19 protein-coding genes are annotated in these 23,563 nt (G+C 58.9%); 7 read left to right on the forward strand and 12 right to left on the reverse strand.

The window, feature by feature from the left end; all coding sequences use genetic code 11:
* The first annotated feature begins 126 nt into the window (after positions 1-126).
* Complete coding sequence (locus QRN31_RS06650; RefSeq protein ID WP_285430931.1) at positions 127-2,556, forward strand: TonB-dependent siderophore receptor; 2,430 nt, start codon at positions 127-129, stop codon at positions 2,554-2,556.
* A gap of 125 nt (positions 2,557-2,681) precedes the next feature.
* Here the strand turns inward: QRN31_RS06650 and QRN31_RS06655 are convergent, their stop codons facing one another.
* Positions 2,682-3,557, reverse strand: a complete 876-nt coding sequence (locus QRN31_RS06655) for an AraC family transcriptional regulator (protein WP_285430932.1) — start codon at positions 3,555-3,557, stop codon at positions 2,682-2,684.
* A gap of 138 nt (positions 3,558-3,695) precedes the next feature.
* Here QRN31_RS06655 and QRN31_RS06660 point away from each other — a divergent pair, with 138 nt between their 5' ends.
* Positions 3,696-4,598 (forward strand): DMT family transporter, encoded by a 903-nt coding sequence (locus QRN31_RS06660; RefSeq protein WP_285430933.1) that lies wholly within the window; start codon positions 3,696-3,698, stop codon positions 4,596-4,598.
* A gap of 39 nt (positions 4,599-4,637) precedes the next feature.
* Here QRN31_RS06660 and QRN31_RS06665 read toward each other — a convergent pair whose 3' ends face one another.
* The 5 genes from QRN31_RS06665 to QRN31_RS06685 form a co-directional block, all read right to left on the reverse strand.
* Positions 4,638-5,612 carry a 2-hydroxyacid dehydrogenase gene (locus tag QRN31_RS06665; RefSeq protein ID WP_285430934.1) on the reverse strand — a complete coding sequence of 325 codons (975 nt, stop codon included), beginning with the start codon at positions 5,610-5,612 and terminating at the stop codon, positions 4,638-4,640.
* A gap of 1,004 nt (positions 5,613-6,616) precedes the next feature.
* Entirely contained in the window at positions 6,617-6,994 is a 378-nt protein-coding gene (locus QRN31_RS06670) for a DUF6124 family protein (RefSeq protein WP_285430935.1), read from the reverse strand.
* Between the two features lie 558 nt (positions 6,995-7,552).
* Positions 7,553-8,002, reverse strand: coding sequence for a hypothetical protein (locus tag QRN31_RS06675; RefSeq protein WP_285430936.1), 450 nt, complete (start codon positions 8,000-8,002; stop codon positions 7,553-7,555).
* A gap of 247 nt (positions 8,003-8,249) precedes the next feature.
* Positions 8,250-8,627, reverse strand: coding sequence for a DUF6124 family protein (locus QRN31_RS06680; protein WP_285430937.1), 378 nt, complete (start codon positions 8,625-8,627; stop codon positions 8,250-8,252).
* A gap of 325 nt (positions 8,628-8,952) precedes the next feature.
* Complete coding sequence (locus QRN31_RS06685) at positions 8,953-9,921, reverse strand: LysR family transcriptional regulator (RefSeq protein ID WP_285430938.1); 969 nt, start codon at positions 9,919-9,921, stop codon at positions 8,953-8,955.
* Between the two features lie 180 nt (positions 9,922-10,101).
* Between QRN31_RS06685 and QRN31_RS06690 the strand changes: the two genes are divergently transcribed.
* From QRN31_RS06690 to QRN31_RS06705, 4 genes are all read left to right on the forward strand, one after another.
* On the forward strand, positions 10,102-11,601 hold the full coding sequence (locus QRN31_RS06690; RefSeq protein WP_285430939.1) for an efflux transporter outer membrane subunit: 1,500 nt from the start codon (positions 10,102-10,104) through the stop codon (positions 11,599-11,601).
* 138 nt (positions 11,602-11,739) lie between these two features.
* The gene (locus QRN31_RS06695; protein ID WP_285430940.1) at positions 11,740-13,944 is read left to right on the forward strand and encodes an FUSC family protein; all 2,205 of its coding nucleotides are present in this window, start codon (positions 11,740-11,742) and stop codon (positions 13,942-13,944) included.
* Complete coding sequence (locus tag QRN31_RS06700; protein ID WP_008153498.1) at positions 13,934-14,134, forward strand: DUF1656 domain-containing protein; 201 nt, start codon at positions 13,934-13,936, stop codon at positions 14,132-14,134. The genes QRN31_RS06695 and QRN31_RS06700 overlap by 11 nt, the downstream gene beginning before the upstream one ends.
* A 25-nt stretch (positions 14,135-14,159) precedes the next feature.
* Positions 14,160-15,008: an efflux RND transporter periplasmic adaptor subunit gene (locus tag QRN31_RS06705; RefSeq protein WP_285430941.1), complete on the forward strand. Its 849-nt coding sequence runs from the start codon at positions 14,160-14,162 to the stop codon at positions 15,006-15,008.
* Between the two features lie 156 nt (positions 15,009-15,164).
* Here QRN31_RS06705 and QRN31_RS06710 read toward each other — a convergent pair whose 3' ends face one another.
* The 5 genes from QRN31_RS06710 to QRN31_RS06730 all read right to left on the reverse strand — a co-directional run bounded on the left by QRN31_RS06710 (position 15,165) and on the right by QRN31_RS06730 (position 18,986).
* Positions 15,165-15,563 (reverse strand): DUF4440 domain-containing protein, encoded by a 399-nt coding sequence (locus tag QRN31_RS06710; RefSeq protein WP_285430942.1) that lies wholly within the window; start codon positions 15,561-15,563, stop codon positions 15,165-15,167.
* Between the two features lie 33 nt (positions 15,564-15,596).
* Positions 15,597-16,226, reverse strand: coding sequence for an HNH endonuclease family protein (locus tag QRN31_RS06715; protein WP_285430943.1), 630 nt, complete (start codon positions 16,224-16,226; stop codon positions 15,597-15,599).
* Positions 16,219-17,574 carry an AAA family ATPase gene (locus QRN31_RS06720; protein WP_285430944.1) on the reverse strand — a complete coding sequence of 452 codons (1,356 nt, stop codon included), beginning with the start codon at positions 17,572-17,574 and terminating at the stop codon, positions 16,219-16,221. The genes QRN31_RS06715 and QRN31_RS06720 overlap by 8 nt, the downstream gene beginning before the upstream one ends.
* A gap of 89 nt (positions 17,575-17,663) precedes the next feature.
* Positions 17,664-18,488, reverse strand: coding sequence for an SDR family oxidoreductase (locus QRN31_RS06725; protein ID WP_285430945.1), 825 nt, complete (start codon positions 18,486-18,488; stop codon positions 17,664-17,666).
* 33 nt (positions 18,489-18,521) lie between these two features.
* A complete protein-coding gene (locus tag QRN31_RS06730) occupies positions 18,522-18,986 on the reverse strand; it encodes a multidrug transporter (protein ID WP_285430946.1) in 465 nt (154 codons plus the stop codon).
* Positions 18,987-19,154: 168 nt separating this feature from the next.
* On the opposite strand from QRN31_RS06730, the gene QRN31_RS06735 reads away from it, so the two are divergent.
* Complete coding sequence (locus QRN31_RS06735) at positions 19,155-21,890, forward strand: RHS repeat domain-containing protein (RefSeq protein ID WP_285430947.1); 2,736 nt, start codon at positions 19,155-19,157, stop codon at positions 21,888-21,890.
* Positions 21,891-21,983: 93 nt separating this feature from the next.
* Here the strand turns inward: QRN31_RS06735 and QRN31_RS06740 are convergent, their stop codons facing one another.
* Positions 21,984-23,435, reverse strand: coding sequence for a mannose-1-phosphate guanylyltransferase/mannose-6-phosphate isomerase (locus tag QRN31_RS06740; RefSeq protein ID WP_285430948.1), 1,452 nt, complete (start codon positions 23,433-23,435; stop codon positions 21,984-21,986).
* Between the last annotated feature and the right edge of the window lie 128 nt (positions 23,436-23,563).

Here is a 23,563-nt window from a genome sequence, read left to right on the forward strand (position 1 = left end):
AAACACCACCGACACTCAATTAAATTATTTTCAACATTTTGGTGAGGTAAACCCGAGCCCCATCCGTGTAGTGACTGAAACTGCGAGTCATTCGCATTCCGTAGGTTCTACACAGGTCATTGAGCAATGAAGTCCAGGGCAAAATCGGGTTCGGTCAAACAATGGTTGGGTGCCTCTGCACTGAGCTTTTCGGCGTTGGCATTGCTGCCGTTGAGTATTGCGTCGGCCGCTGAGGCTGCCGGCACGCCGCAACTCCCGCCGTTGAGCTTCGCCATCGCCGCCAAACCGCTGCCCCAGGCCCTGAGCGATTTCAGCCGCCTCACCGGCATCAGCGTGGTCTACACCGATGAAGCGCCTTACGGTCTCACCGCGCCGGCGATCAATGGCCCATTGAGCGCCGAGCAGGCGATGCAGCGTCTGCTCAGCGGTTCGGGTTTGACCTTCCGCCGTACCGATGCCCACACCTTCGTACTGGAACCGGTGCCCACCGCCGGCACGTTGAATCTGGGCGCGACGACCATTACCTCGGTGGCCGATCAATCCACAAGCTACCAACCGCCGCCGACCAGTTCGGTAATGCGCTCGTCAGCCTTGCTTCAGGAAATCCCCCAGACCGTCAACGTGATCCCGGCCCAGGTCATTCGCGATCAGGCGCCGCGCAACCTCGATGACGCGCTGGCCAACGTCAGCGGCATCACCCAGGGCAATACGCTGGCGAGTACTCAGGATTCTGTGATGACCCGCGGTTTTGGCGACAACCGCAACGGCTCGATCATGCGCGACGGCATGCCGATCGTGCAGGGCCGTGGCATGAACGCGAGCGTCGACCGCGTCGAAGTGCTCAAGGGGCCGGCCTCGCTGCTGTACGGCATTCAAGACCCGGGCGGCGTGGTCAACATGGTCAGCAAGAAACCCGAGCTCGAGCAATACAACGCCCTGACCTTGCGTGGTTCCACGTACGGCGACGGCAAGAACGGCAGCGGTGGCGGCCTCGACAGCACCGGCGCGCTCGGCACTTCCGGCCTCGCTTACCGCATGGTGCTGGACCATGAAGACGAAGATTACTGGCGCAATTTCGGCACCCACCGCGAGACGCTGGTGGCGCCATCACTGGCCTGGTTCGGCGAGAGCACCACGCTGTTATTCGCCTACGAACACCGTGAGTTCCTGACCCCGTTCGACCGTGGCACCGTCATCGATCCGCGCACCAACCACCCGTTGGATATCTCGCGCAACGAGCGCCTGGACGAGCCGTTCAACAACATGGAAGGCCGTTCGGACTTGTACCACTTCGAAGCCGATCATGAACTCAACGACAACTGGAAGGCCCACTTCGGTTACAGCTGGAACCGTGAAACCTACGACGCCAGCCAGGTGCGCATCACCGCCATCGACACCAACAAAGGCACGCTGACCCGCAGCATGGACGGCACGCAGAATGCGATCAGCACCGACCGTTTCACCACCGCCAGCCTCGAAGGCAACGTCAATGTGCTGGGCTTGCAACATGACGTGGTGGTCGGCATCGATGACGAATACCGCAAGATCTACCGCGAAGACCTGATCCGCCAGAAAAGCCTGAGCACCTTCAGCTACGTCAATCCGGTCTATGGCCGTGAAGTCGCCGGGACCACTGTCAGCCCGGCCGACAGCGCGCAGACCGATCAACTGCGCAGCGACTCGATCTTCCTGCAGGACTCGATTCACCTGACGGATCAATGGATTTTCGTCGCGGGCGCACGCTTCCAGGAATACGACCAGTACGCCGGCAAAGGCGTGCCATTCCAGGCCAACACCGACGGCAACGGGCAGAAGTGGGTGCCGCGTGCCGGCCTGGTCTATCGCTTCACCGATGAACTGTCGTTCTACGGCAGCTACACCGAATCGTTCAAACCCAACTCGACCATCGCACCGTTGAGCGGCAGCAGCACCGTGCTAGACGGCAGCATCGCCCCGGAAGAAGCCAAGTCCTGGGAAATCGGGGCCAAGCTCGACATGCCGGGGCGCATCACCGGCGACATCGCGCTGTTCGACATCAAGAAACGCAATGTGCTGGTGGCCAACTCCGAAGGCCCGGTGACGATTTACAGCGCCGCCGGTGAAGTACGTTCCCGTGGCCTGGAAGTGGATGTGAGCGGCCAGCTCAGTGATCGCTGGAGCATGATCGGCAGCTACGCCTACACCGACGCTTCAGTCACTGAAGACCCGGTCTACCAGGGCAAGCAATTGCAAAACGTCGCCAAGAACAGCGGCTCGCTGTCGGCGGTCTATGACTTCGGCACCATCGTTGGCGGCGATCAGTTGCGAGTCGGCGCGGGTGCGCGTTATGTCGGTGAGCGAGCGGGTAACGCAGTCAACGATTTCGACTTGCCGAGCTACACCGTGGCCGACGCGTTCGCCACCTACGACACCAAGGTCGAAGGGCAGAAGGTCAAGTTTCAGCTCAATGTGAAGAACCTGTTTGATCGCACTTACTACACGTCAGCGGCGAGCCGGTTCTTTGTGTCGATGGGGGATTCGCGGCAGATCTCACTGTCCAGCACGCTGGAGTTCTGATCGAAAACCGCGTCATCGTTCATCGCGAGCAGGCTCGCTCCCACAGGATTTGTGAGCGCCACAGATCTCATGTGGGAGCGGGCTTGCCCGCGATGGCGGCCTGACATTCGCTGCAAATTTCAGCATTACCGCAAAAACGCCTGCCGGTACTCCCCAGGCGTCCCGCCCAAAACCTGCCGAAACCGATTGGTGAAGTGGCTCGCACTGGCAAACCCGCAGGCCAGTGCAATCTCTCCCAACGGTTGAGACGTTGAGCGCAACAACTCCCGCGCCCGGCTCAGCCTGCGCGCCAATACATATTGATGCGGCGGCAAGCCAAAGCTCTCTCGGAACATCCGCGCAAAGTGGTATTCGGACAACGCGCACAACGCCGCCAATTGTCCCAGGCTGATGGCCTCGGCCAATTGAGTGTCGATGAACTCCACCAACTGTCGCCGCTGATGCGCCGCCAATCCTCCCTTGAGCCGCAACCCCTCGCGCATGCCGACCTGACCGAGCAAGACGTGACTGAGCATTTCATGGGCCAGGCTGCTGGTGAGCAGGCGTTCGCCGGGTTCGTCCCAGTTGAGTGTGAGCATTTGCCGAAAACGCCGTGCTTGCAGCGGATCGTCCAGGAAAGTCGCTTCGCGCAATTGCAGTTCGCGCGGTTCGCGGTCCAGCAGCGTGACGCAGCCGAGGGCGAATTGTTCGGGGCTGAAATAAACGTGGGCCAGGCGAATATCGCCATTGATCACCCAGCCCGATTGGTGCTCGGCCGGAAGAATGCACAACTTGTCCGGGCCACCCTTGGTGCCGGGCTGGTCGCGGCGAAACGTACCGGTGCCCCCGGCGATGTAGCAGGACAAGGTGTGATGGCTCGGCGCTTCATAATCCTGGGCATCGTGATGGTTGCTCCACAAGGCTGCAGCCATGCCGTCACCGAGCTCGGCGCTGTGCTCAAGGCGAGCATTGGGCGAGCGGTTGAGGGCTTGAAAGACTTGCAGGGATTCCAGTGCGGGCATGATCGCTTCTCTCCAACGCCTTGCATCCTACTCCGTAGGCCTTGCCGTGCCAGCCTCCCGACCGACAAAAGCGCAAGTTTATGCAAGTGCGAAAAGGTGTGGCGCAGGACACTGAACGCCTATTGAGGAGTGTTTGCCATGAACCTGTCGTTGTACTTGCTGACTGTGTTGATCTGGGGCACCACCTGGATTGCCCTGAAATGGCAGCTGGGGGTGGTGGCGATTCCGGTGTCGATCGTCTATCGCTTTGGCCTTGCGGCGTTGGTGCTTTTCGTGATGTTGCTGCTCAGTCGTCGCTTGCAAGTGATGAACCGTCGCGGACACCTGATCTGTCTGGCACAGGGATTGTGCCTGTTCTGCGTCAACTTCATGTGCTTCCTGACCGCCAGCCAGTGGATTCCCAGCGGCCTGGTCGCCGTGGTGTTTTCTACCGCGACCCTCTGGAATGCCTTGAATGCGCGGGTGTTCTTCGGTCAGAAAGTCGCCCGCAACGTATTGATGGGCGGGGCGCTGGGGTTGTTCGGGTTGGGCTTGTTGTTCTGGCCTGAGCTGGCCGGCCATACCGCCAGCCCGCAAACCTTGCTCGGGCTGAGCTTGGCATTGCTCGGAACACTGTGTTTTTCGGCCGGCAACATGTTGTCGAGTTTGCAGCAAAAGGCCGGTCTGAAACCGCTGACCACCAACGCCTGGGGCATGGCCTATGGCGCGGCAATGTTGTCGGTGTGGTGCCTGGTCAAGGGCATCCCGTTCGACATTGAATGGAGCGCGCGGTATGTCGGTTCGCTGCTGTATCTGGTGATCCCGGGCTCAGTGATCGGTTTCACCGCTTACCTGACACTGGTCGGGCGCATGGGACCGGAGCGTGCGGCGTATTGCACCGTGCTTTTCCCTATCGTGGCGCTGAATGTGTCAGCGTTTGCCGAAGGCTACCAATGGACCGCGCCGGCATTGGTGGGGCTGGTGTTGGTGATGCTGGGCAACGTGCTGGTGTTTCGTAAACCCAAGGCACCGATGGTGCAGGGCAACGGCAAACTCGCTTGATTTGATGGGCAGACGTCTGAAAACGTCTGCCCGTTTTAATCAGCCTTTCCAGACTTGCGGGTTGACCAGGTCTTGCGGTCGCTCGCCCAGCAAGGCGCTGCGCAGGTTGGCCAGGGCGCGGTTGGCCATGGCTTCGCGGGTTTCGTGGGTGGCGGAGCCGATGTGTGGCAATGTCACGGCGTTTTTCAGTTGGAACAATGGCGACTCGGCCAGTGGTTCTTTTTCGTAGACGTCGAGGCCGGCGCCGCGAATCCGGTTGTTTTGCAGCGCTTCAATCAGGGCGGGTTCATCTACGACCGGGCCGCGGGCGATGTTGACCAGGATGGCGCTGGGTTTCATCAGTGCCAGTTCGCGGTGGCTGATCAGGTGTCGGGTTTTTTCGCTGAGCGGGACGACCAGGCAGACGAAATCGGCTTCGGCCAGGAGTTGGTCGAGTGTGCGGAACTGGGCGCCGAGTTCTTGTTCCAGTTCGGTCTTGCGGGTGTTGCCGCTGTAGAGGATGGGCATGTTGAAGCCCAGGCGACCGCGACGGGCGATGGCGGCCCCGATGTTGCCCATGCCGACGATGCCGAGGGTTTTGCCGTGTACGTCGCAACCGAACAGGGGGGCGCCGACGGTGGCTTGCCATTGGCCGGCCTTGGTCCAGGCGTCCAGTTCGGCGACGCGGCGGGCGCTGCTCATGAGCAGGGCGAAGGCGAGGTCTGCGGTGCTTTCGGTGAGTACGTCGGGGGTGTTGGTGAGCATGATGCCGCGTTCGTTGAAGTAGGCGACGTCGTAGTTGTCGTAGCCGACGGAGACGCTGGAGACGACTTCGAGTTGGGTGGCGTTTTGGAGTTGTTCGCGTCCGAGTTTGCGGCCGACGCCGATGAGGCCGTGGGCTTGGGGCAGGGCTTCGTTGAATTGGGCGTTGATGTCGCCGTTTTTCGGGTTGGGGACGATGACGTTGAAGTCTTGTTTTAGGCGCTCGACCATTTCGGGGGTGACGCGGCTGAAGGCTAGGACGGTCTTTTTCATGGGGGGGCTCGTCGGGGCTTTTTGAATGGCTGGCACGCTAGCATTGTTCTTCGCTTTTGTGCGAGTGGTTGGGGGTGTATGCGTGGCGGCCTTTGGGCCGACCATGTTCTCTTGGATGTACCTGGGCTAATTGTGGGAGCGAGCTTGCTCGCGATGGCGGCCTGACAGCCGACCAGTTTCTTTCAGGTGTACACCGAACCCTGTGGGAGCTGGCCTGCCAGCGATGGCGACCTGCCAGCCGACCAGTCTCCTGCAGGTGTACACCGAACCCTGTGGGAGCGGGCTTGCTCGCGAAGGCGGCCTGACAGCCGACCATTTTCTTTCAGGTGTACATATCCATTTCTGCGGTAACGGCCACCTAGGGTTTCGCCCTTACGGCGAGGCACTTTTTTCAAACGCCAAAAAAGTACCCAAAAAGGCTTGCCCCGGCGTTCGGCCCCTCGCTGGGGCTCGGTGTTCCTTCGTTCCGGCATTCATCTGGGGGCATCGCCTCCGGTCTGCTTCGCGACGACCTCCTCTCGATGTGTGCGGCTTCGCCGCACGGCGCTACGCGCCTGCCCCCAGATGAACGCCTCCACTCAGCCTGCCGAAGGGGCGGGTAGATCAAAAGCCAGATCAAGAGCTGCAGGCGAGCTAACGCTCGGCCTGTTGAGTGGTGAAGAGCGAAGCGTGTACGCCGGTCTATTGTGGGAGCTGGCTTGCCAGCGATGGCACCCTGACAGCCGACCAATCTCTTCCTGCTACCTTACTGATCGTTCCCTACGCTCCGCGTGGGAATGCAGCCAGGGACGCTCCGCGTTCCAATGGGGCGGGTGGATCAAGATCAAAAGCTGCAGGCGAGCTAACGCTCGGCCTGTTGAGTGGTGAAAAGCGGGCGGTGTACTGCTGTTTTTATTGTGGGAGCTGGCCTGCCAGCGATGGCGGTGTGTCAGTCAGCATCAATGTTGGATGTCGGACCGCCATCGTCGGAACGCCGCCCGGAGCAGGTTCGCTCCCACAAGGGATTAGCGGTTTAGCGCAGGTTTCGGCAGTTCGACGTTATCCAGCATCCGATTCACCGCCAGCTCGGCCAGCATCACTATCTGCTGAATCGCCATTGCTGTGTGTCGATGCGGGCCTTCCAGATACCCCGCAAAATCACTGGCCATGACACTGGCCTGGGCCAGCGACTCGCAGGTGTGGGCCAGCAGGTCTTCGTCTTTGATGTCCGGCGCAACCAGGAACAGGGTGCTGGGTTTGCGGTTAGCCGGTGATTTGAGGGCGGCGGGGTTGAGGTAGTGATCCAGCGCGCGTTCAGCCGCGTCGTTGAATTTTTTGGAGTCGGCGGATTCGTAGGGGGAAACGTCGTCGGCTTCCGGAGGGTTCGGTGTTTCTTTAATCATGCGGAAATTACTCATTGGCAGATGAATTGGCACTGCCATCTTTCGTTTTCCAGACGAGAGGGTGGCAGCTGTGCGCGGACTGGAAAAACCGGAACACCCACCAAAACCCGGCAGACCCGAAGGTCTCCCACGCACAGCCGCCATAACTCAAATTGCGGAGCTGAAAAAGCGCCGCATTATGTCATGTGCCGTGATCCTTATTCGGGTTTTCCAGACCCGATCGCTGGAAAGCCAGCGACCCACAAAGCCTACCCATTTCCCGTCTGACCCAACAACCGACAGAGTTCGTCGGAAACATCCCGCAAATTCACCGCGTCTGTAGGACCGTGAGATCAGTTCGCCAGCCGCCAGCCGCCCGCCGCACCTGTAGGTGTCTAGGCGCTGGGTCGTCTGAGGGCGGAGCCACACTGCTGCGATTTATACCGGATCAAACTATGGAAGCGAGCAGGCTCAAGGACAGGGATCAGTGGTTTGCCGATAGTCGGATATCTACCCGCTGTAGAAGCTTTCGCGGTTTGAAGACGCTTGGTCAGATTCAAGACGCTTGGTCAGATTTAACTATGGTTTCGGCTCCAAATACTCCATGCCCGCACCATCCTTGATCTGGCCAGTACTTTCAGTTATTTCGCCATTAAAACCGAAACTGAATTGGGCATTCAAAGTCCCGTTAATGCTGTCGAAATCGATATCAATATATCCAGCGCCGGGTCGTGAGAGTAGAGGGCGAAAAGCGTTGCCGTAATTCCATATCAGCGCAACAAGCGGGGGGCGTATTAAACTCGTCTCGGTAAAATCATGTCTTCCGTTTTTAATGTCAAAGGGGAACTCTATATGTACGTGGTGGTATTTCCCCGGCTCAATGTCCTGTCTGGCAGAAAACACAACCAACGTTCTATTTGTTATAAATCTAAAGGCAGGTGCCTTAAGTGGTCCGATTTCAGAGAGGGGCACAGTAGTCAGGGTGCCAGACACGGCATTGGAGTTTTCCCATAGATATTTTTCATTCATTCGCGTATTCCTGCAGCGTTAATTAGGAAGTCGTCTAGGAAAGTCTCCATCTCTAAGGGTGGTGTGTCTACTGTCATAACTGACAGGTTTATTTGATGGATCGAAATATAAGCGGTGTTAGATCGGTTGGTTTGTTTTTTTAGTTGGTTTCAAAAGCTTTGGTTGGTGCATCTCGCGATTTTGGCGGGGCGACACCAATGTTGGCTGACACACCGCCACCGCGAGCAGGCTTACTCCCACAGGGGGATTAGCAGTGTGGCGCGGGTTTTGGCAGTTCGACGTTATCGAGCATCCGATTCACCGCCAGCTCGGCCAGCATCACTATCTGCTGAATCGCCATTGCTGTGTGTCGATGCGGGCCTTCCAGATACCCGGCAAAGTCACTGGCCATGACACTGGCCTGGGCCAGCGACTCGCAGGTGTGGGCCAGCAGGTCTTCGTCTTTGATGTCCGGCGCAACCAGGAACAGGGTGCTGGGTTTGCGGTTAGCCGGTGATTTGAGGGCGGCGGGGTTGAGGTAGTGATCCAGCGCGCGTTCAGCCGCGTCGTTGAATTTTTTGGAGTCGGCGGATTCGTAGGGGGAAACGTCGTCGGCTTCCGGGGGATTTGGAGTTTCTTTAATCATTGGCAAAGATCCTTAGAGTTGAGGAACTGCCACTTTTTCGTTTTCCAGACGAGGAGGTGGCAGCTGTACGCGGACTGGAAAAACCGAGAAAGGATCAAACCCGGCAGACCCGAAGGTCTCCCACGCACAGCCGCCATAACTCAAATTGCGGAGCTGAAAAAGCGCCGCATTATGTCATGTGCCGTGATCCTTATTCGGGTTTTCCAGACCCGATCGCTGGAAAGCCAGCGACCCACAAAGCCTACCGATTTCCCGTCTGACCCAACAACCGACAGAGTTCGTCGGAAACATCCCGCAAATTCACCGCGTCTGTAGGACCGTGAGATCAGTTCGCCAGCCGAGCCCCACCCAGCGTCCCGCTCAATTCATATGCCGCCAGTTCCGCTTGATGCGCCGCGAGGATTTCCGGCAACGAACCCCGCAGATACTCGACCCAGGTTTTGATCTTCGCATCCAGGTATTGCCGCGACGGGTAGATCGCGTAGAGATTCAATTCCTGTGAGCGGTAGTTCGGCATCACGCGCACCAGTGTGCCGTTGCGCAGGCCTTCAATCGCCGCATACACCGGCAACACGCCAACCCCCATGCCGCTGGTGATGGCCGTTTTCATGGCGTCGGCCGAGTTCACCAGGAACGGCGAGCTGTTAATGGTGACCATTTCCTGGCCTTCAGGTCCGTCGAAGGTCCATTTCTCCAGCGGGATCACCGGGCTCACCAGGCGCAGGCACATGTGATTGAGCAAGTCGCTGGGCTTTTGCGCGCAGCCGTTGGCTTTCACGTACGCCGGTGAGGCGCAGACGATGCTGTAGGTGATGCCCAGGCGCTGGGACACGAAACCCGAGTCCGGCAGTTCGCTGGCGAGCACGATGGACACGTCGTAGCCTTCGTCGAGCAAGTCCGGCACGCGGTTGGCCATGGTCAGGTCGAAGGTCACGTCGGGATGGGTTCTGCGGTAGCGGGCGATGGCGTCGATCACGAAGTGCTGGCCGATGCCGGTCATGGTGTGCACTTTGAGCTGCCCGGCGGGGCGGGCGTGGGCGTCGCTGGCTTCGGCTTCGGCTTCTTCGACGTAGGCCAGGATCTGCTCGCAGCGCAACAGGTAGCGCTTGCCGGCCTCGGTCAGGGCGATGCGGCGGGTGGTGCGGTTGAGCAGGCGGGTTTGCAGATGGGCTTCCAGATTGGAGACCGCGCGCGAAACGTTGGCCGTGGTGGTGTCCAGTTGCACGGCGGCGGCGGTGAAGCTGCCGGCCTCGGCCACGTAACTGAAGGCGCGCATGTTTTGCAAAGTGTCCATGGGGTGCTCTCGGGTGCGATGGCAAATTGTGACACGAAGTTACGGGGGCGGTGACCCCGACCAACGGATTATCGCGTTAACGGTAACAAAGATTCACAGGATTCCCAGCTTATCGCCAACAAAGCCCCCCCCTAGAATTGCGGCCTCAGGAACAACTCCCCACCTCAGGAATTTTCAGCAGTGCCGCGTCGCATCAGCAGAGCGCTTCAGACGCTCAGTGTTTTGGCTTTAACCCTGACCATCAGCGGCTGCATCGGAACCGGAGGTATTGCCCCGCAGGGCAAGGCACTGGAGGCCAATTCATTGGCCACCGACGAAGCTATCCAGAGCGCCGCGCAAGACGCTCACTGGCCCACCGCCCGATGGTGGCAGGCCTATGGCGACTCGCAACTCAACCGTTGGATCGACCTCGCCGTGCAAGGCAGCCCGAGCATGGCCATGGCCGCCGCTCGTGTGCGTCAGGCCAAGGCCATGGCGGGGGTTGCCGAGTCCGCCGAATCATTGCAGATCAATGGCGAGTCCACCCTCAAGCGCCACAACTGGCCCACCGATCAGTTCTACGGGCCGGGCGAGTTGGCCAACACCACGACCTGGGACAACAACGCCGCGTTGGGCTTCAGCTATGCCCTTGACCTTTGGGGTCGGGAAAGCAACGCCACCGAGCGTGCTGTGGACATGGCGCACATGAGCGCCGCCGAAGCGCGTCTGGCCCAGCTCGAATTGCAGAACAACATCGTGCGCGCCTACATCGAACTGTCGTTGCACTACGCGCAACGGGACATCGTCGAGGCCACCCTGAAGCAGCAAGAGCAAATCCTCGACCTGGCGCAGAAACGCCTGAATGGCGGCATCGGCACCCATTTCGAGGTCAGTCAGGCGCAAGCGCCGCTGCCGGAAACCCACCGCCAGATTGACGCCCTGGACGAAGAAATCGCCCTGAGCCGCAATCAACTCGCCGCGTTGGCGGGCAAGGGACCGGGGGAGGGTGCGCAGTTGCAACGCCCGACGCTGTCGTTGGCCGCGCCGCTGAAACTGCCGTCGTCATTGCCCGCGCAATTGCTCGGTCAACGCCCGGACGTGGTCGCCAGTCGCTGGCAAGTGGCGGCCCAGGCACGTGGGATTGATGTCGCTCACGCCGGTTTTTATCCCAACGTCGATCTGGTCGGCAGCCTTGGCTACATGGCCACCGGCGGCGGGGCGCTGGAGTTTTTGACCGGCAAGAAACTCAACTACAGCGTCGGCCCGGCGATTTCGCTGCCGATCTTTGATGGCGGCCGTTTGCGTTCGGAGCTGGGTGAAGCCTCGGCCGGGTTTGATATCGCTGTCGCCAAGTACAACCAGACCCTGGTCAATGCGCTGAAAAACATTTCGGACCAGTTGATCCGTCGCGAATCCATGGACAAGCAGCAAGCCTTCGCCGCCGAGTCGGTGGCGATGGCGCAAAAGACCTACGACATCGCGATGATCGCCTATCAACGCGGGCTCACCGATTACCTCAACGTGCTCAACGCCCAGACCTTGTTGTTCAAGCAGCAGCAAGTCCAGCAACAGGTGCAGGCCGCACGGCTGAGCGCCCACGCTGAACTGGTGACGGCGCTCGGCGGTGGACTCGGTGCGGGCGACGATGTGCCCAAAGACAGCCAGACCCAGGCTCCGAAAACCCCGGTGCTTCTCAAGTGAACACAACACCTGTGGGAGCCAGCCTGCTGGCGATGGCGGTGGGTCAGGTGACATCAGCATTGACTGACACACCGCCATCGCCAGCAGGCTGGCTCCCACAGGTTCTCTACCTGACTGAATTACAGTGAGCAGGATTCCATGACTCCCTTGCCCGCACCTTTGCGCTGGCTGTACTCCCTTGAATGGCGCCGGGGTTTGTTCGACTGGGCACGCAGCGACGGCGTGACCTGGGTGTACATTTTCAAGGTGTTGTTCGCCGCGTTCCTGACGTTGTGGCTGGCCATGCGTCTGGAGTTGCCACAACCGCGCACGGCGATGATCACCGTGTTCATCGTCATGCAGCCGCAAAGCGGCCAGGTGTTCGCCAAGAGTTTCTATCGCTTCCTTGGCACCCTGACCGGGTCGGCGGTGATGGTCGCGCTGATTGCCTTGTTTGCGCAGAACACTGAACTGTTCCTCGGCTCGCTGGCGATCTGGGTCGGCATCTGTTCGGCTGGCGCCGCGCGGTATCGCAACTTTCGCGCCTATGGTTTTGTGCTGGCCGGGTACACCGCCGCGATGGTCGGTCTGCCGGCGCTGGCGCACCCGGATGGCGCGTTCATGGCGGCGGTCTGGCGGGTGCTGGAAATCTCGCTGGGGATTCTCTGCGCAACCGTGGTCAGCGCCGCGATCCTGCCGCAAACCGCCAGCGCGGCGATGCGCAACGCCTTGTATCAACGCTTCGGCGTGTTCGCCTTGTTCGTCACCGACGGCTTGCGCGGTCGCAGCAAACCCGAGGCTTTTGAGGCGAGCAACGTGCGCTTTATCGCCGAGGCTGTCGGGCTCGAAGGGCTGCGCAGCGTCACCGTGTTCGAAGACCCGCACATGCGTCGGCGCAACGGCCGCCTCAGTCGCCTGAACAGCGAATTCATGGGCATCACCACGCGGTTCAACGCCTTGCATCAATTGCTCGAACGCTTGCGCAGCAGTGGTGCGGATCATGTGGTCGCGGCGATCAAACCGGGGCTGCAGGACCTCGCCGAATTGCTCGACGGCTTCAGCGGTCGCGCCTTGACCAGCCCCGACGCTGCCCGCCTTACGAACGCCTTGGCGAGCTACAAGGAAAACCTGCCGGCCCGGGTCCGGAGCCTTCGGGCGACGTTTCAGGAGAGCGAGCCGAGCGACGCCGAGCAGCTCGATTTCCACACCGCGTACGAGCTGCTGTATCGCTTCGTCGATGAGTTGCACAGTTATGCACAGACCCACGCCTCGCTGGCCGATCACAGCCATGCGCGGGAGCAATGGGACGAGCCGTTCACCCCGCAAACCAACTGGATGGCCTCGGCCGCGTCGGGCATTCGCGCGGCGTTCATTCTGGTGGTGCTGGGCAGCTATTGGGTGGCGACGGCGTGGCCGAGCGGGGCGACCATGACCCTGATCGCCGCAGCCACCGTGGGCCTTTCTGCGGCCACGCCGAACCCCAAGCGCATGGCGTTTCAAATGGCCTGCGGGACATTTCTCGGGGCGCTGATCGGCTTCTTCGAGATGTTTTTTATCTTCCCGTTGATCGATGGTTTTCCACTGCTGTGCGTGATGCTCGCGCCGGTGATCGTGCTCGGGTCGTTCCTCACTTCGCGGCCGCAATACGCCGGTGTCGGCCTCGGCTTGCTGATCTTCTTCAGCACCGGTTCGGTGCCAGACAATCTCACTGTCTACAACCCTTACGCGTTCATCAATGACTACATCGCCATGGTGCTGGGCATGCTGGTGTGCGCGGCGGCCGGGGCGATCATCCTGCCGCCCAACAGTCGCTGGTTGTGGCGGCGACTGGAGCAGGATCTGCGCGGGCAAGTGGTGTACGCCATCAGCGGCAAGCTCAAGGGTTTGACGTCGGGGTTTGAAAGCAGTACGCGGGACCTGCTGCACCAGGCCTACGGTCTCGCGGCGGGACAGCCGCAGGTGCAACGAAACTTGCTGCGCTGGATGTTCGTGGTGCTGGAGGTCGGTCACGCGATCATCGAGTTGCGCAAGGAACAGGCGATCCTGCCGGTGCACCCGGCCTATGCCGAATCCCAGCCGTGGCGCCAGGCGATCCGCGTGATGGGACGTTCGCTGGTGCGGCTGTTTCTGCAGCCGAGCCAGAGCAATCTGGAACGTGGATTGATCGCGGTCGACCATGCGATCAGCCGCGTGCAAGCCACCGACGAACCGTTCGCGCCGCACTTCGACACCTCGGCCTTGCGCCGGGTGAAGAGCTACCTGCACTTCATCCGCACCTCACTGCTGGACCCGCAATCACCGCTCGCCGGCTACCTGAAGGCCAGCGCTGTCGCCAAGCCCCAAGGACTTGAACATGCCTCGTGAAATCGCCTTCCACGGCGTGTACATGCCGACCATGACGCTGATGTTTTTCATCGCCGCGGCGCTCGCCTGGGCGCTGGACCGGTTCCTGTCGGGTTTCGACTTGTACCGCTTCTTCTGGCACCCGGCGCTGTTGCGCCTGAGTTTGTTTACCTGTCTGTTCGGCGCCCTGGCGCTGACTGTTTATCACTGACTCTCTATCACTGAAGAAGGCCCTGATGAAAAAGCTTTTCAGCCTCCTCGCCACCCTGCTGGTACTGGCCCTCGCGCTATGGATCGGCCGGACCCTGTGGGTGCATTACATGGACACGCCGTGGACCCGCGACGGTCGGGTGCGCGCCGACATCATCAACGTCGCCGCCGATGTCACCGGCGAAGTGGTGGACGTTCCGGTGCGCGACAACCAACAGGTGAAGAAGGGCGATTTGCTGATGCAGATCGACCCCGAGCACTACCGCATCGCGGTCAAACAAGCACAAGCGCTGGTGGCCTCACGCAAGTCGACGTGGGAGATGCGCAAGGTCAACGCCCATCGCCGCGCTGACATGGATGCCTTGGTGATCTCCAAGGAAAACCGCGACGACGCCAGCAACATCGCCGACTCGGCGCTGGCCGATTATCAGCACGCACAGGCACAACTTGAAGCGGCCGAACTCAACCTCAAGCGCACCGAAGTCCGTGCGGCGGTGGACGGTTACGTCACCAACCTGAACGTGCATCGCGGCGACTACGCGCGCATGGGCGAAGCGAAAATGGCCGTGGTCGATATGAACTCGTTCTGGGTGTATGGCTTCTTCGAAGAGACCAAACTGCCGCATGTGCGGGTGGGCGACAAAGCCGACATGCAGTTGATGAGCGGCGAAGTGTTGAAGGGGCATGTGGAGAGCATTTCGCGCGGTATTTATGACCGCGATAACCCGGAAAGTCGCGAGCTGATTGCCGACGTGAACCCGACGTTCAACTGGGTGCGCCTGGCGCAGCGAGTGCCGGTGCGGATTCACATCGATGAAGTGCCGGAAGGAGTGCTGTTGGCGGCGGGGATTACGTGCACGGTGGTGGTTAACTAGACGTTGGACCGAGTTGCGGCCATCGCGAGCAGGCTCGCTCCCACAGGGATTTGTGGTGTTCGCCGCATCTCACAGGGGATTTGTGGTGTTTGCAGAATCTGCGGCGGGCTCGATCAATGTGGGAGCGAGCCTGCTCGCGATGGGCGCGACGCGGACTTAGCCCTTGCAAAACGTCTCATGCAAATGACGCCAAAGCACCTTGCCGTCGGCCTGCTTCTCGAACACCACCGTCGAGCGTCGATCAGAATGCAGGCCGGTTGCATCGGTCTGCCGTTCGCGATAACTCACGGTCGCTCCACCGTCGTAGAGCACAATGCCGCGCAGCTCGCTGAGCTCAATCCTGAACCCGAGTTTCCTGCCGCCCGCCAGCATGAACAACTCGCTCAATGCGTCGAAATCCAGCACCCGGCCCAACGGCGAGATCATGGAAAATTGCGGCGAAAAACGCGCCAGCAGTTGTTCAAGCACAGACTCGTCCAGTTCCAGGGCCAACCATTTTTCGATAGCTATGTGAGCCTGGATGACTTCGTCAAAATATTCGCTGTAGTCGGTCATGGAGTTCTTCCGATATAGGTAGAGCCAATAGGCTCAGCGCTGGATTTGGCGGAGGACGTTGACAAGGACTGGAGAGAAGGGCTGCAACCGATTGTCTTGATCGGGGAGTTGTAACTCTTCAAGCAAGATCGAAAGGACTTCGTCACTTTCAATTTTGAGCTCCGATGGCTCGATGCATTGCGTAAACAGGAGTGACTCAATGAGTGTTTTACGCGTGTTAAACAACGCCAGATTGTTTTTGCGCGTATCACCCAGGTTGAGCACTTTTATCGCGCCAACTGCTCTGGGGGTGAGGCCTTCTACTGCGCCAGAGAGGTAGAACTTAAGCTCGGTTTCGCATTCATCCATCAGGGCGGTGAGCGCAAGCGGTTGGGATTTGTGAGCATCGCCACATTGATTTGGATGGTTGCAGCTGGCAACAATGTTGGAAAAATTCATCGTACGATTCGGGGCCGAATCTTGCGCATCGACATGTTCGTTGTGCGCTGTATCGATAGCGATTGCATGGCAACAATACGCACATAATCCAAATTGTTCTTCAAGGCAGGCCTCGCGTATGGCTTGCCTCTGCGCGTAGGGTAGGTCGTTGTAGCGTTTTCCTGGGTTGCCGCGTTTCCACTGTCCAAGTGATTCGGGCTCTTTGCCTTTGTGAATCTTACGCACTACGCAGCTCCATTTTGCGGATCAATAAGGCGGCTTTGGCCAATTCAATGTGGCCGGCTGGTAGTTCGCCGGAGAGTGCTTCAAATAGCGTCTTTGCAGCTTTTAGCTTCTTGTCCTGAAGTAGATCAAGCAGTTGATCCAGACGCTCTTGAACGTCCGTGTTGCGAACTTCGGTTTCCATCACGCTGAGGAGGACCTGGTTTGCATCCAGTCCATACAAACCTTTTTTCTCGACCAGTTTTCCGTCATCCAGGACATAGCACAGAACGTCTTTGCTATCGCTGATGACCAGCGGTGAATGGGTTGTAAGAATGAATTGGCAGTTGGGGAAGGTTTCTGTCAATTGATGGATCAACCGACGTTGCCACCGGGGATGCAAGTGCATGTCGACTTCGTCGATCAGTACTACGCCGTTACCTTCGAGTGGGTTCTCCAACCCGGGATTCATCATCGCTAATCTGCGTGCAATATCCCCTACTAGCGCCATCATCGACTTTTCCCCTTGCGACAGTTGAGCGACGTTGAGGGTTTTGCCCCCCTTGTCTATCGCCATCAGCAAACGAGGTTTGCGTTGTACGCGAAGGTTATCGAAGCCCGGCATGAATGCCGAGATGGCCTTGCGCACGGCATTGAGCTGTTTGTCGCGAGACGAAGCATGCATGCGCTCGATTTCTTGAATGATTTTCTTATCGGGGGTTGCAATGGCTTTTTTGATGTCACTCAACAGCACGCTCGATATGCCAGATTCATTTTCAATATCTTCGCGTTGTCTGAACCATTCGAAGAAACGAGTGAAATCGACTCCTTGTCCAAGTGCATTCTCGTAACCCTCAAGCTGATTGAAATCGGTGCGTGAGGTCAATTCCAGCGGGATGTCCAGTACTGATCTTTCTACCGGGTAGTAAACAATCAAGGGTAATGATGCTGCTACTTCGGCGATAGATAGCATCTCACCGTAGCAGTGAGCCAAATCTGCAGCGCCCGCCAGGTTACCTTTGTCTAGCGCAACATGGCCTGGACGTAACCGCACGAGCGTCCAGCTAAAGTCCTGCTCGTGTGGGAGATTGAAGTATCCAGGTTCGTGTACGTCGAGGGTGATTGATGCAGTGCTAGCGTCATTGTTGATGCAGTCCTGATCAATCAAAACTCCTTTGCTGCGTTGTGAGCGAATCCTCGCCACCAACCAACTGAGCGATGTCGCCAGTGACGTCAGAATCGTTGTTTTACCGCAGCCGTTATTGCCGACAAACACCGTCACTTTCGAAACGAGCGTGTCCGTCGGCGCAAAGGCAACTTCCAGATCGGTAAAACGTCCGACATTACTCAGTCGGATTTTTTTGATTTCCATCACGTTGCCCTTTTAGGGTCAGTCGGTTGATACAAAGGCGTCGATTATGGCATCCCCTCGGCGTTTTATCAGGTGGTGGCTGTAATTGCTTACAACTGCCCGCGCAACCCAAACCGCTTCATCAACCCCGCCTGCAACAACCCTTTGGGCAACAACCCGGCCAACAGCGGCAACGCCCGGCTGCCATTGCCCAGGCGAATCAGGCGCGGCGGGTTGCTGTGTTGCACGGCTTTGAGCAAACCCTCGGCAAATTCCCTGGCCGGTGTCGGTTTATCCTGAGAGGCCTTGGCCCTCGCGCGAATGCCTTCACGCAGCGGAAACCACGGCGATTGTTCGGTGATCAATTGTTCCGCTTCATGGCCGGCATTCTTGGCGAAACTGGATTCGATGGCGCCCGGCTGGACCTCCATCACGCGAACCCCGAACGGCGCCAGCTCCATGCGCAACGCATCGCTCAAGGCATGCACCGCCGCTTTAGAGGCGCAATACGCACCGGCGAACGGCGTGACCAACACCCCGGAAACGCTGCCGATGTTCACCACCAGGCCTTTGGCGCGGCGCAGCACCGGGAACATTGCCCGGGTCACGCCGACAATGGCAAAGACGTTGGTTTCGAACTGCCGCTGCATCGCCGGCACACCGCCGTCGAGCAACGGGCCCATGGCGCCGTAACCGGCGTTGTTGATCAGCACGTCAAGGCCGCCACGTTGTTGATTGATCTGCTCGCTCAGTTGTTCAAGCGCGGCGGCGTCGTTGACGTCCAGTTGCACGGCCGTAAAACCGGCGGCGGTCAGCGCCGCGACGTCTTCAGTCTTGCGCGCACTGGCCCAGACTTCGTATCCGGCACTTTTGAACACATCGGCCAGGGCGCGGCCAATGCCACTGGAACAACCGGTAATCAACGCAACAGGCATGGCGCGGTCCTTGTGCAATAGAAATAGGGAAGATTAGTCCGAGAAACTACCTTGCAAATGTTCGGCGCGAAACTCCAGGGTTTGCGGGCGATAACCGGGGCGCAGCGGCGGCAACGGCAGACAGTCTTCCCAGTTGGCGCCGGCCTGCAGTTCGCCGGGGCCGCGATAGCGCGGTGCGGCGTATTGATTGTCGGCCAGGTTGACCGTATCGCCCGGCGCGTACGCGGCGATGCGCCAGCGCAACTCGGTGAGCGGCACGTCGTTGCCATTGTTCATTTTCAGTTGCAAGGGACGGTCGGCCGGGCATTGCTCGGGGGCGTAGGTAATGCGCAGTTCAAGGCGTGCCAGTTGCTTGACCTCGCGGTTGTCCAACCAGATTACCCACGTGGCCACCAGGCCCAGCCCGATGGCGGCCGCCACAGAGACCGGCAATGCCTTGGCCGGGTAGCGCAGCAACAGGATCAGCCAGGTAATGACCAGCAAGACGCCGATGAACATGTTTTATCGCTCCTTGAACTCATGACCACCATCCTACCGAAGGGCCGCGGGAATGGACATTCGCGGTTCAAGTGGATGTACCGTTGGTCGCTACTGTAATTTCTGACAGTAGCCAGGCCATCACCGCGACGATTAGATGGCCATTGGCAAAAAAAGGACGTCCAGGGCATGCCGGCCTCGACGATGGGAATGCACTACAACACACCCAAAGTGTCTGTTTTCGATCCGCGGGGATTGGCCGTCTGTTCGGTTGATTATTGGCGTGAGGTTGAAGGCATCTGCGCTCAGGCGCGATTCAATCGCATGCTCCACGATGCCGCGGGTTTCCCGATAAAACAGTGGGACCCTCGGCTGTGGGCGTTACACAAGGACGACCCCGCAGTCCCCGCCAACCTCACGACAGTGCATTCGCTGCTTGGCCATCCCGTTTGCACGAACAGTGTCGATGCCGGCTCGACAGTCAGTCTGTTTGGCCTGGCCGATCAGGTGCTGTTCAGCTGGGACAGTCGCGGGATACGACGCGAGGTCGAATACGACGACCTGCTTCGGCCTATCGCGGTGTTCGAACACCTGGCCACCGAACCACGACGTTGTGCTGAACGCATGGAATATGGTCGTGCCGAACCGAGCGCCCAGGATCATAACCAATGCGGGCAACTGATTCGCCAGGATGGCCCGGGCGGGACCGTGCTGTTTGAGTCGTTCGCGATCACTGGCCCGTGCACAAGGCAGGTTCAACACTTCACTTTGGACGCCGTTGCCCCTGATTGGCCGGAGCCGATTGTCGAGCGTCAGGCATTACTGGAGCCGGGCGAGGGCGCAATCTCGACGTGGCGTTACGGGCCGCATGGTGATGTGCTGGAAAGTATCGATGCCCGGCAGAATACCCAGAGGTTTGCCTTCACCCGTGATGGTCGGTTGCGCCAGAGCGCACTCAAACTGGCCGGCAAGCTCACGTGGCAAACGCTGGTCCGGGAGATTGAGTACAACGCCCAGGGGAAGATCACTCACCAAGTGTCGGGTAAAAACATAAGCACCGCCCTAAAATATAGTCCTGAAGACGGTCGCCTGATGGAGCTGCGCACGCACGGCGAGCACACCGACGCGCTGCAACATCTGGTCTACGCCTATGACCGCATGGGCAATGTTCTGAGTATCGAAGACAAGGCGCAGGCGGTGCGTTTTTTCAACAACCAGCGTATTAATCCTGTCAGTCGCTTTATCTATGACAGCCTTGGCCGATTGATCGGCTCGACGGGCCGGGAGGCGGGAGCTCCCAACAAAGGGCCTGCATCGGTGGGGCGCAACGATCCTGCGGCGCTCAGTACCTACAGCCAGACCTACAGCTATGACGACGGCGACAACTTGGTGAAGCTGGAACACGTCGGCGCACAAAACCCGGGGCGTCAACTAGAAGCTGCCCGGTACAGCAATCGCTGTCTTCCCTGGCGCAACGGCAGACCGCCGTCCGAAGACGACATCGCAGCGGCATTCGACGCCCGGGGCAATTTACTGGAGCTGGATCAGGGACGGTTTTTGACGTGGGACCTGCGCAATCAATTGCACTCGGTCAGCCCGGTGGAACGTGACTCCGAACGTAATGACTGTGAATATTATTTCTACGATACCGGCGGCCAGCGAGTGCGCAAGATTCGTTCATTGCAGACCAATGCCCGCACCGTAAAAGCCGAAGTGCGTTACCTGCAAGGGTTGGAACTGCGCACTGACAGTGGCACTGGAGAAGTGTTGCACGTCATCACCGCGCAGGCCGGACTCAATACGGTTCGGGTGTTGCATTGGGAAAGCGACCCACCGTCCGGGGTCAACGATCAATACCGGTACAACCTGGTCGATCACCTGACGTCTTGCACGGTGGAATTGACCGATGATGCACACATCATCAGTCAGGAAGTCTTTTATCCCTTCGGCGAAACTGCATGGTTTACCGGTTCGGACGTCGACTATAAAACCATTCGCTATTCGGGTAAGGAACGCGATGCGACAAGTCTTTATTACTACGGTTTTCGATACTACATATCGTGGTTGCAGCGTTGGCTCAGTCCCGATCCGGCCTTGGCCATTGACGGTCTCAACCTTTACTGCATGGTTCGAAACAATCCGACAGGGTTGGTCGATCCGGATGGGCTCGCACCCAATAACGATAAGCCTCGGGTCCCCGCATGGCCTCCCCAATCGTCTGTTAATGCACCGGTTGCAGTTAAGCCGGTGGTGCCATTGCGGCCGTTTCGGCCCCATTCGGCATTGACGGTTCAGCCCTCGAGTGCAGCGGTCGCACCTCAAAGACCGCCACCGATATCGCTGCCGACCGCGGTCAAGTCAAATAGAGCGCTTCCTGCCTATGCCGGTGGTTCAATGAATGCGGGCTCACATCAATTGTTGCTTGGCCCATCAGGCGCCGTCATCGCCATGAGGGGGGACGATCGTTCCCCCGAGACAATCCGTAAAGCGGGTGGTTTTTTCCCGAGAGATAACAGGGGACCCGAAATCAAGGATGAGTTCAGACAGGCCGTGGTGGGCAAATCCATGAACACTTTGTCCCAGGAGCACGTTAGAAGTCCTGTTCCCGGGTACGTATCCACTGGCATGGATGAAAATTCAGGGGGTTACGGTGACACAAGGGCCTACCTGTACCGGATGGAAATTCCGGGTCTTGCGGAGCGAGCCATCAATGATCAGACGCTGGGGCTCAATACGTCCTTCGAATTCATACCCAAAGGCCGACTGCATGCGAGACTTTTGATGAGCGGGTCAACCCTTGACCAGTCGAAATTCGTGGCGATGATTCCGCCGATGACAGTGGAAATGACCTTTATTACACCGATTCCGAGTGCCTACATCGTTGCCTACAGGGAGGCGAAAAGCACCGAGTGGAAACCTTTTTAACGATAACGACCCAGATGTAAAAAGCCCCCGACCAACCCGCTGCGGATGGGGATTCGCAGCGGACTGGACGGGGGCTTTTAGTTTACTTGACGCTTACTGCGCGATGGTTTTCACCGACACGCCGCGTTCGACCGGGGTCGAGCGACCGTAGATATCTTCAAAACGCTCGATATCGTCTTCACCCAGATAGCTGCCCGATTGCACTTCGATGATCTCGAGTGGAATCTTGCCCGGGTTGCGCAGACGGTGAACCGAAGCGATCGGGATGTAGGTCGACTGGTTCTCGCAGAGCAGGAACACGTTGTCGTCGCAGGTCACTTCAGCCGTGCCGCTGACCACGATCCAGTGTTCGGCGCGGTGGTGGTGCATTTGCAGCGACAGGCACGCGCCCGGTTTGACCGAGATGTGCTTGACCTGGAAGCGGCCACCCATGTCCACCGAATCGTAGGAGCCCCACGGACGATAGACTTCGCAGTGGTTCTGGGTTTCGGTACGGCCCTGCGCGTTGAGGGTGTTGACCATTTGTTTCACGCCTTGGACCGAGTCCTTGTGGGCGATCATCATGGCGTCCTTGGTTTCGACGACCACGATGTTTTCCAGGCCGATCACCGACACCAGTTTGCCGTTGCCGTGGATCATGCAGTTTTTGCTGTCCTGGATGACCACGTCGCCTTTGGTGACGTTGCCGTTGGCATCTTTTTCATTCACTTCCCACAGCGATGCCCAGCAACCGACATCGCTCCAGCCAGCGGTCAGTGGCACGACGCAGGCGCGCTGGGTTTTTTCCATCACCGAGTAGTCGATGGAATTGTCCGGGCAGCAGGCGAAGGTAGCTTCGTCGATGGTGATGGTGTCGGCATCCTGTTCGCTGCGCTCAAGGGTCAGCAGGCAGGTGTCGTAGATGTCCGGATCGTGTTTTTTCAGTTCTTCCAGGAAGCGGCTGGCGCGGAACAGGAACATGCCGCTGTTCCAGAAGTAGCCGCCGGACTGGACGAATTCGGTGGCGCGCTTGACGTCTGGTTTTTCGACGAAATGCGAGACACGGCTGACGCCTTCCGGCAGCAGCGAATCATTGGTCGACTTGATGTAGCCGTAACCGGTTTCCGGTTTGGTGGCCGGTACGCCGAACAGTACCATTTCGCCGTTTTCGGCAGCGACAGTGGCCAGGGCCAGGGCGCGTTGCAGGGCTTTCTGGTCTTCCAGCACGTGGTCGGCCGGCAGCACCAGCATCAACTCGTCACGGCCTTCATTGATCAGCATCATCGCGGTCAGGGCCACTGCCGGCGCGGTGTTGCGGCCGAACGGTTCCATCAGGATGCGCTGGGTTTCCAGCTTGCGGTTGGCCAGTTGCTCGTTGACGATGAAGCGATGGTCCTTGTTGCAGACCACGATCGGGGTGTCCATGCCTTCGAATACCAGGCGTTCCAGGGTTTGCTGGAACAGCGTGTGCTCGCCGGTCAGGGCCAGGAATTGCTTAGGGAACTGTTTACGGGAAAGCGGCCAAAGACGTGAGCCACTACCACCGGACAAGATCACTGGAATCATGTTGTTACTCCTTGAAAATCGTATGGGTCAGAGCTACTGCGTTCTGTCGTTTCACTCTTGTTCTTATTCCGTGTCCCGACTGACACCTCGCTCCTTGTAGGAGTGAGCCTGCTCGCGATGACTGAATG

Source organism: Pseudomonas sp. fls2-241-R2A-110 (assembly GCF_030209165.1).
Lineage (GTDB): Bacteria > Pseudomonadota > Gammaproteobacteria > Pseudomonadales > Pseudomonadaceae > Aquipseudomonas.

What these genes read in the sequence shown, in the direction of transcription:
- QRN31_RS06650 (WP_285430931.1), top strand. Translation starts at nt 127, where the DNA reads ATGAAGTCCAGGGCAAAATCGGGTTCGGTCAAACAATGGTTGGGTGCC.
- QRN31_RS06655 (WP_285430932.1), bottom strand. Translation starts at nt 3,557, where the DNA reads ATGCCCGCACTGGAATCCCTGCAAGTCTTTCAAGCCCTCAACCGCTCG.
- QRN31_RS06660 (WP_285430933.1), top strand. Translation starts at nt 3,696, where the DNA reads ATGAACCTGTCGTTGTACTTGCTGACTGTGTTGATCTGGGGCACCACC.
- QRN31_RS06665 (WP_285430934.1), bottom strand. Translation starts at nt 5,612, where the DNA reads ATGAAAAAGACCGTCCTAGCCTTCAGCCGCGTCACCCCCGAAATGGTC.
- QRN31_RS06670 (WP_285430935.1), bottom strand. Translation starts at nt 6,994, where the DNA reads ATGATTAAAGAAACACCGAACCCTCCGGAAGCCGACGACGTTTCCCCC.
- QRN31_RS06675 (WP_285430936.1), bottom strand. Translation starts at nt 8,002, where the DNA reads ATGAATGAAAAATATCTATGGGAAAACTCCAATGCCGTGTCTGGCACC.
- QRN31_RS06680 (WP_285430937.1), bottom strand. Translation starts at nt 8,627, where the DNA reads ATGATTAAAGAAACTCCAAATCCCCCGGAAGCCGACGACGTTTCCCCC.
- QRN31_RS06685 (WP_285430938.1), bottom strand. Translation starts at nt 9,921, where the DNA reads ATGGACACTTTGCAAAACATGCGCGCCTTCAGTTACGTGGCCGAGGCC.
- QRN31_RS06695 (WP_285430940.1), top strand. Translation starts at nt 11,740, where the DNA reads ATGACTCCCTTGCCCGCACCTTTGCGCTGGCTGTACTCCCTTGAATGG.
- QRN31_RS06700 (WP_008153498.1), top strand. Translation starts at nt 13,934, where the DNA reads ATGCCTCGTGAAATCGCCTTCCACGGCGTGTACATGCCGACCATGACG.
- QRN31_RS06705 (WP_285430941.1), top strand. Translation starts at nt 14,160, where the DNA reads ATGAAAAAGCTTTTCAGCCTCCTCGCCACCCTGCTGGTACTGGCCCTC.
- QRN31_RS06710 (WP_285430942.1), bottom strand. Translation starts at nt 15,563, where the DNA reads ATGACCGACTACAGCGAATATTTTGACGAAGTCATCCAGGCTCACATA.
- QRN31_RS06720 (WP_285430944.1), bottom strand. Translation starts at nt 17,574, where the DNA reads ATGGAAATCAAAAAAATCCGACTGAGTAATGTCGGACGTTTTACCGAT.
- QRN31_RS06725 (WP_285430945.1), bottom strand. Translation starts at nt 18,488, where the DNA reads ATGCCTGTTGCGTTGATTACCGGTTGTTCCAGTGGCATTGGCCGCGCC.
- QRN31_RS06730 (WP_285430946.1), bottom strand. Translation starts at nt 18,986, where the DNA reads ATGTTCATCGGCGTCTTGCTGGTCATTACCTGGCTGATCCTGTTGCTG.
- QRN31_RS06735 (WP_285430947.1), top strand. Translation starts at nt 19,155, where the DNA reads ATGCCGGCCTCGACGATGGGAATGCACTACAACACACCCAAAGTGTCT.
- QRN31_RS06740 (WP_285430948.1), bottom strand. Translation starts at nt 23,435, where the DNA reads ATGATTCCAGTGATCTTGTCCGGTGGTAGTGGCTCACGTCTTTGGCCG.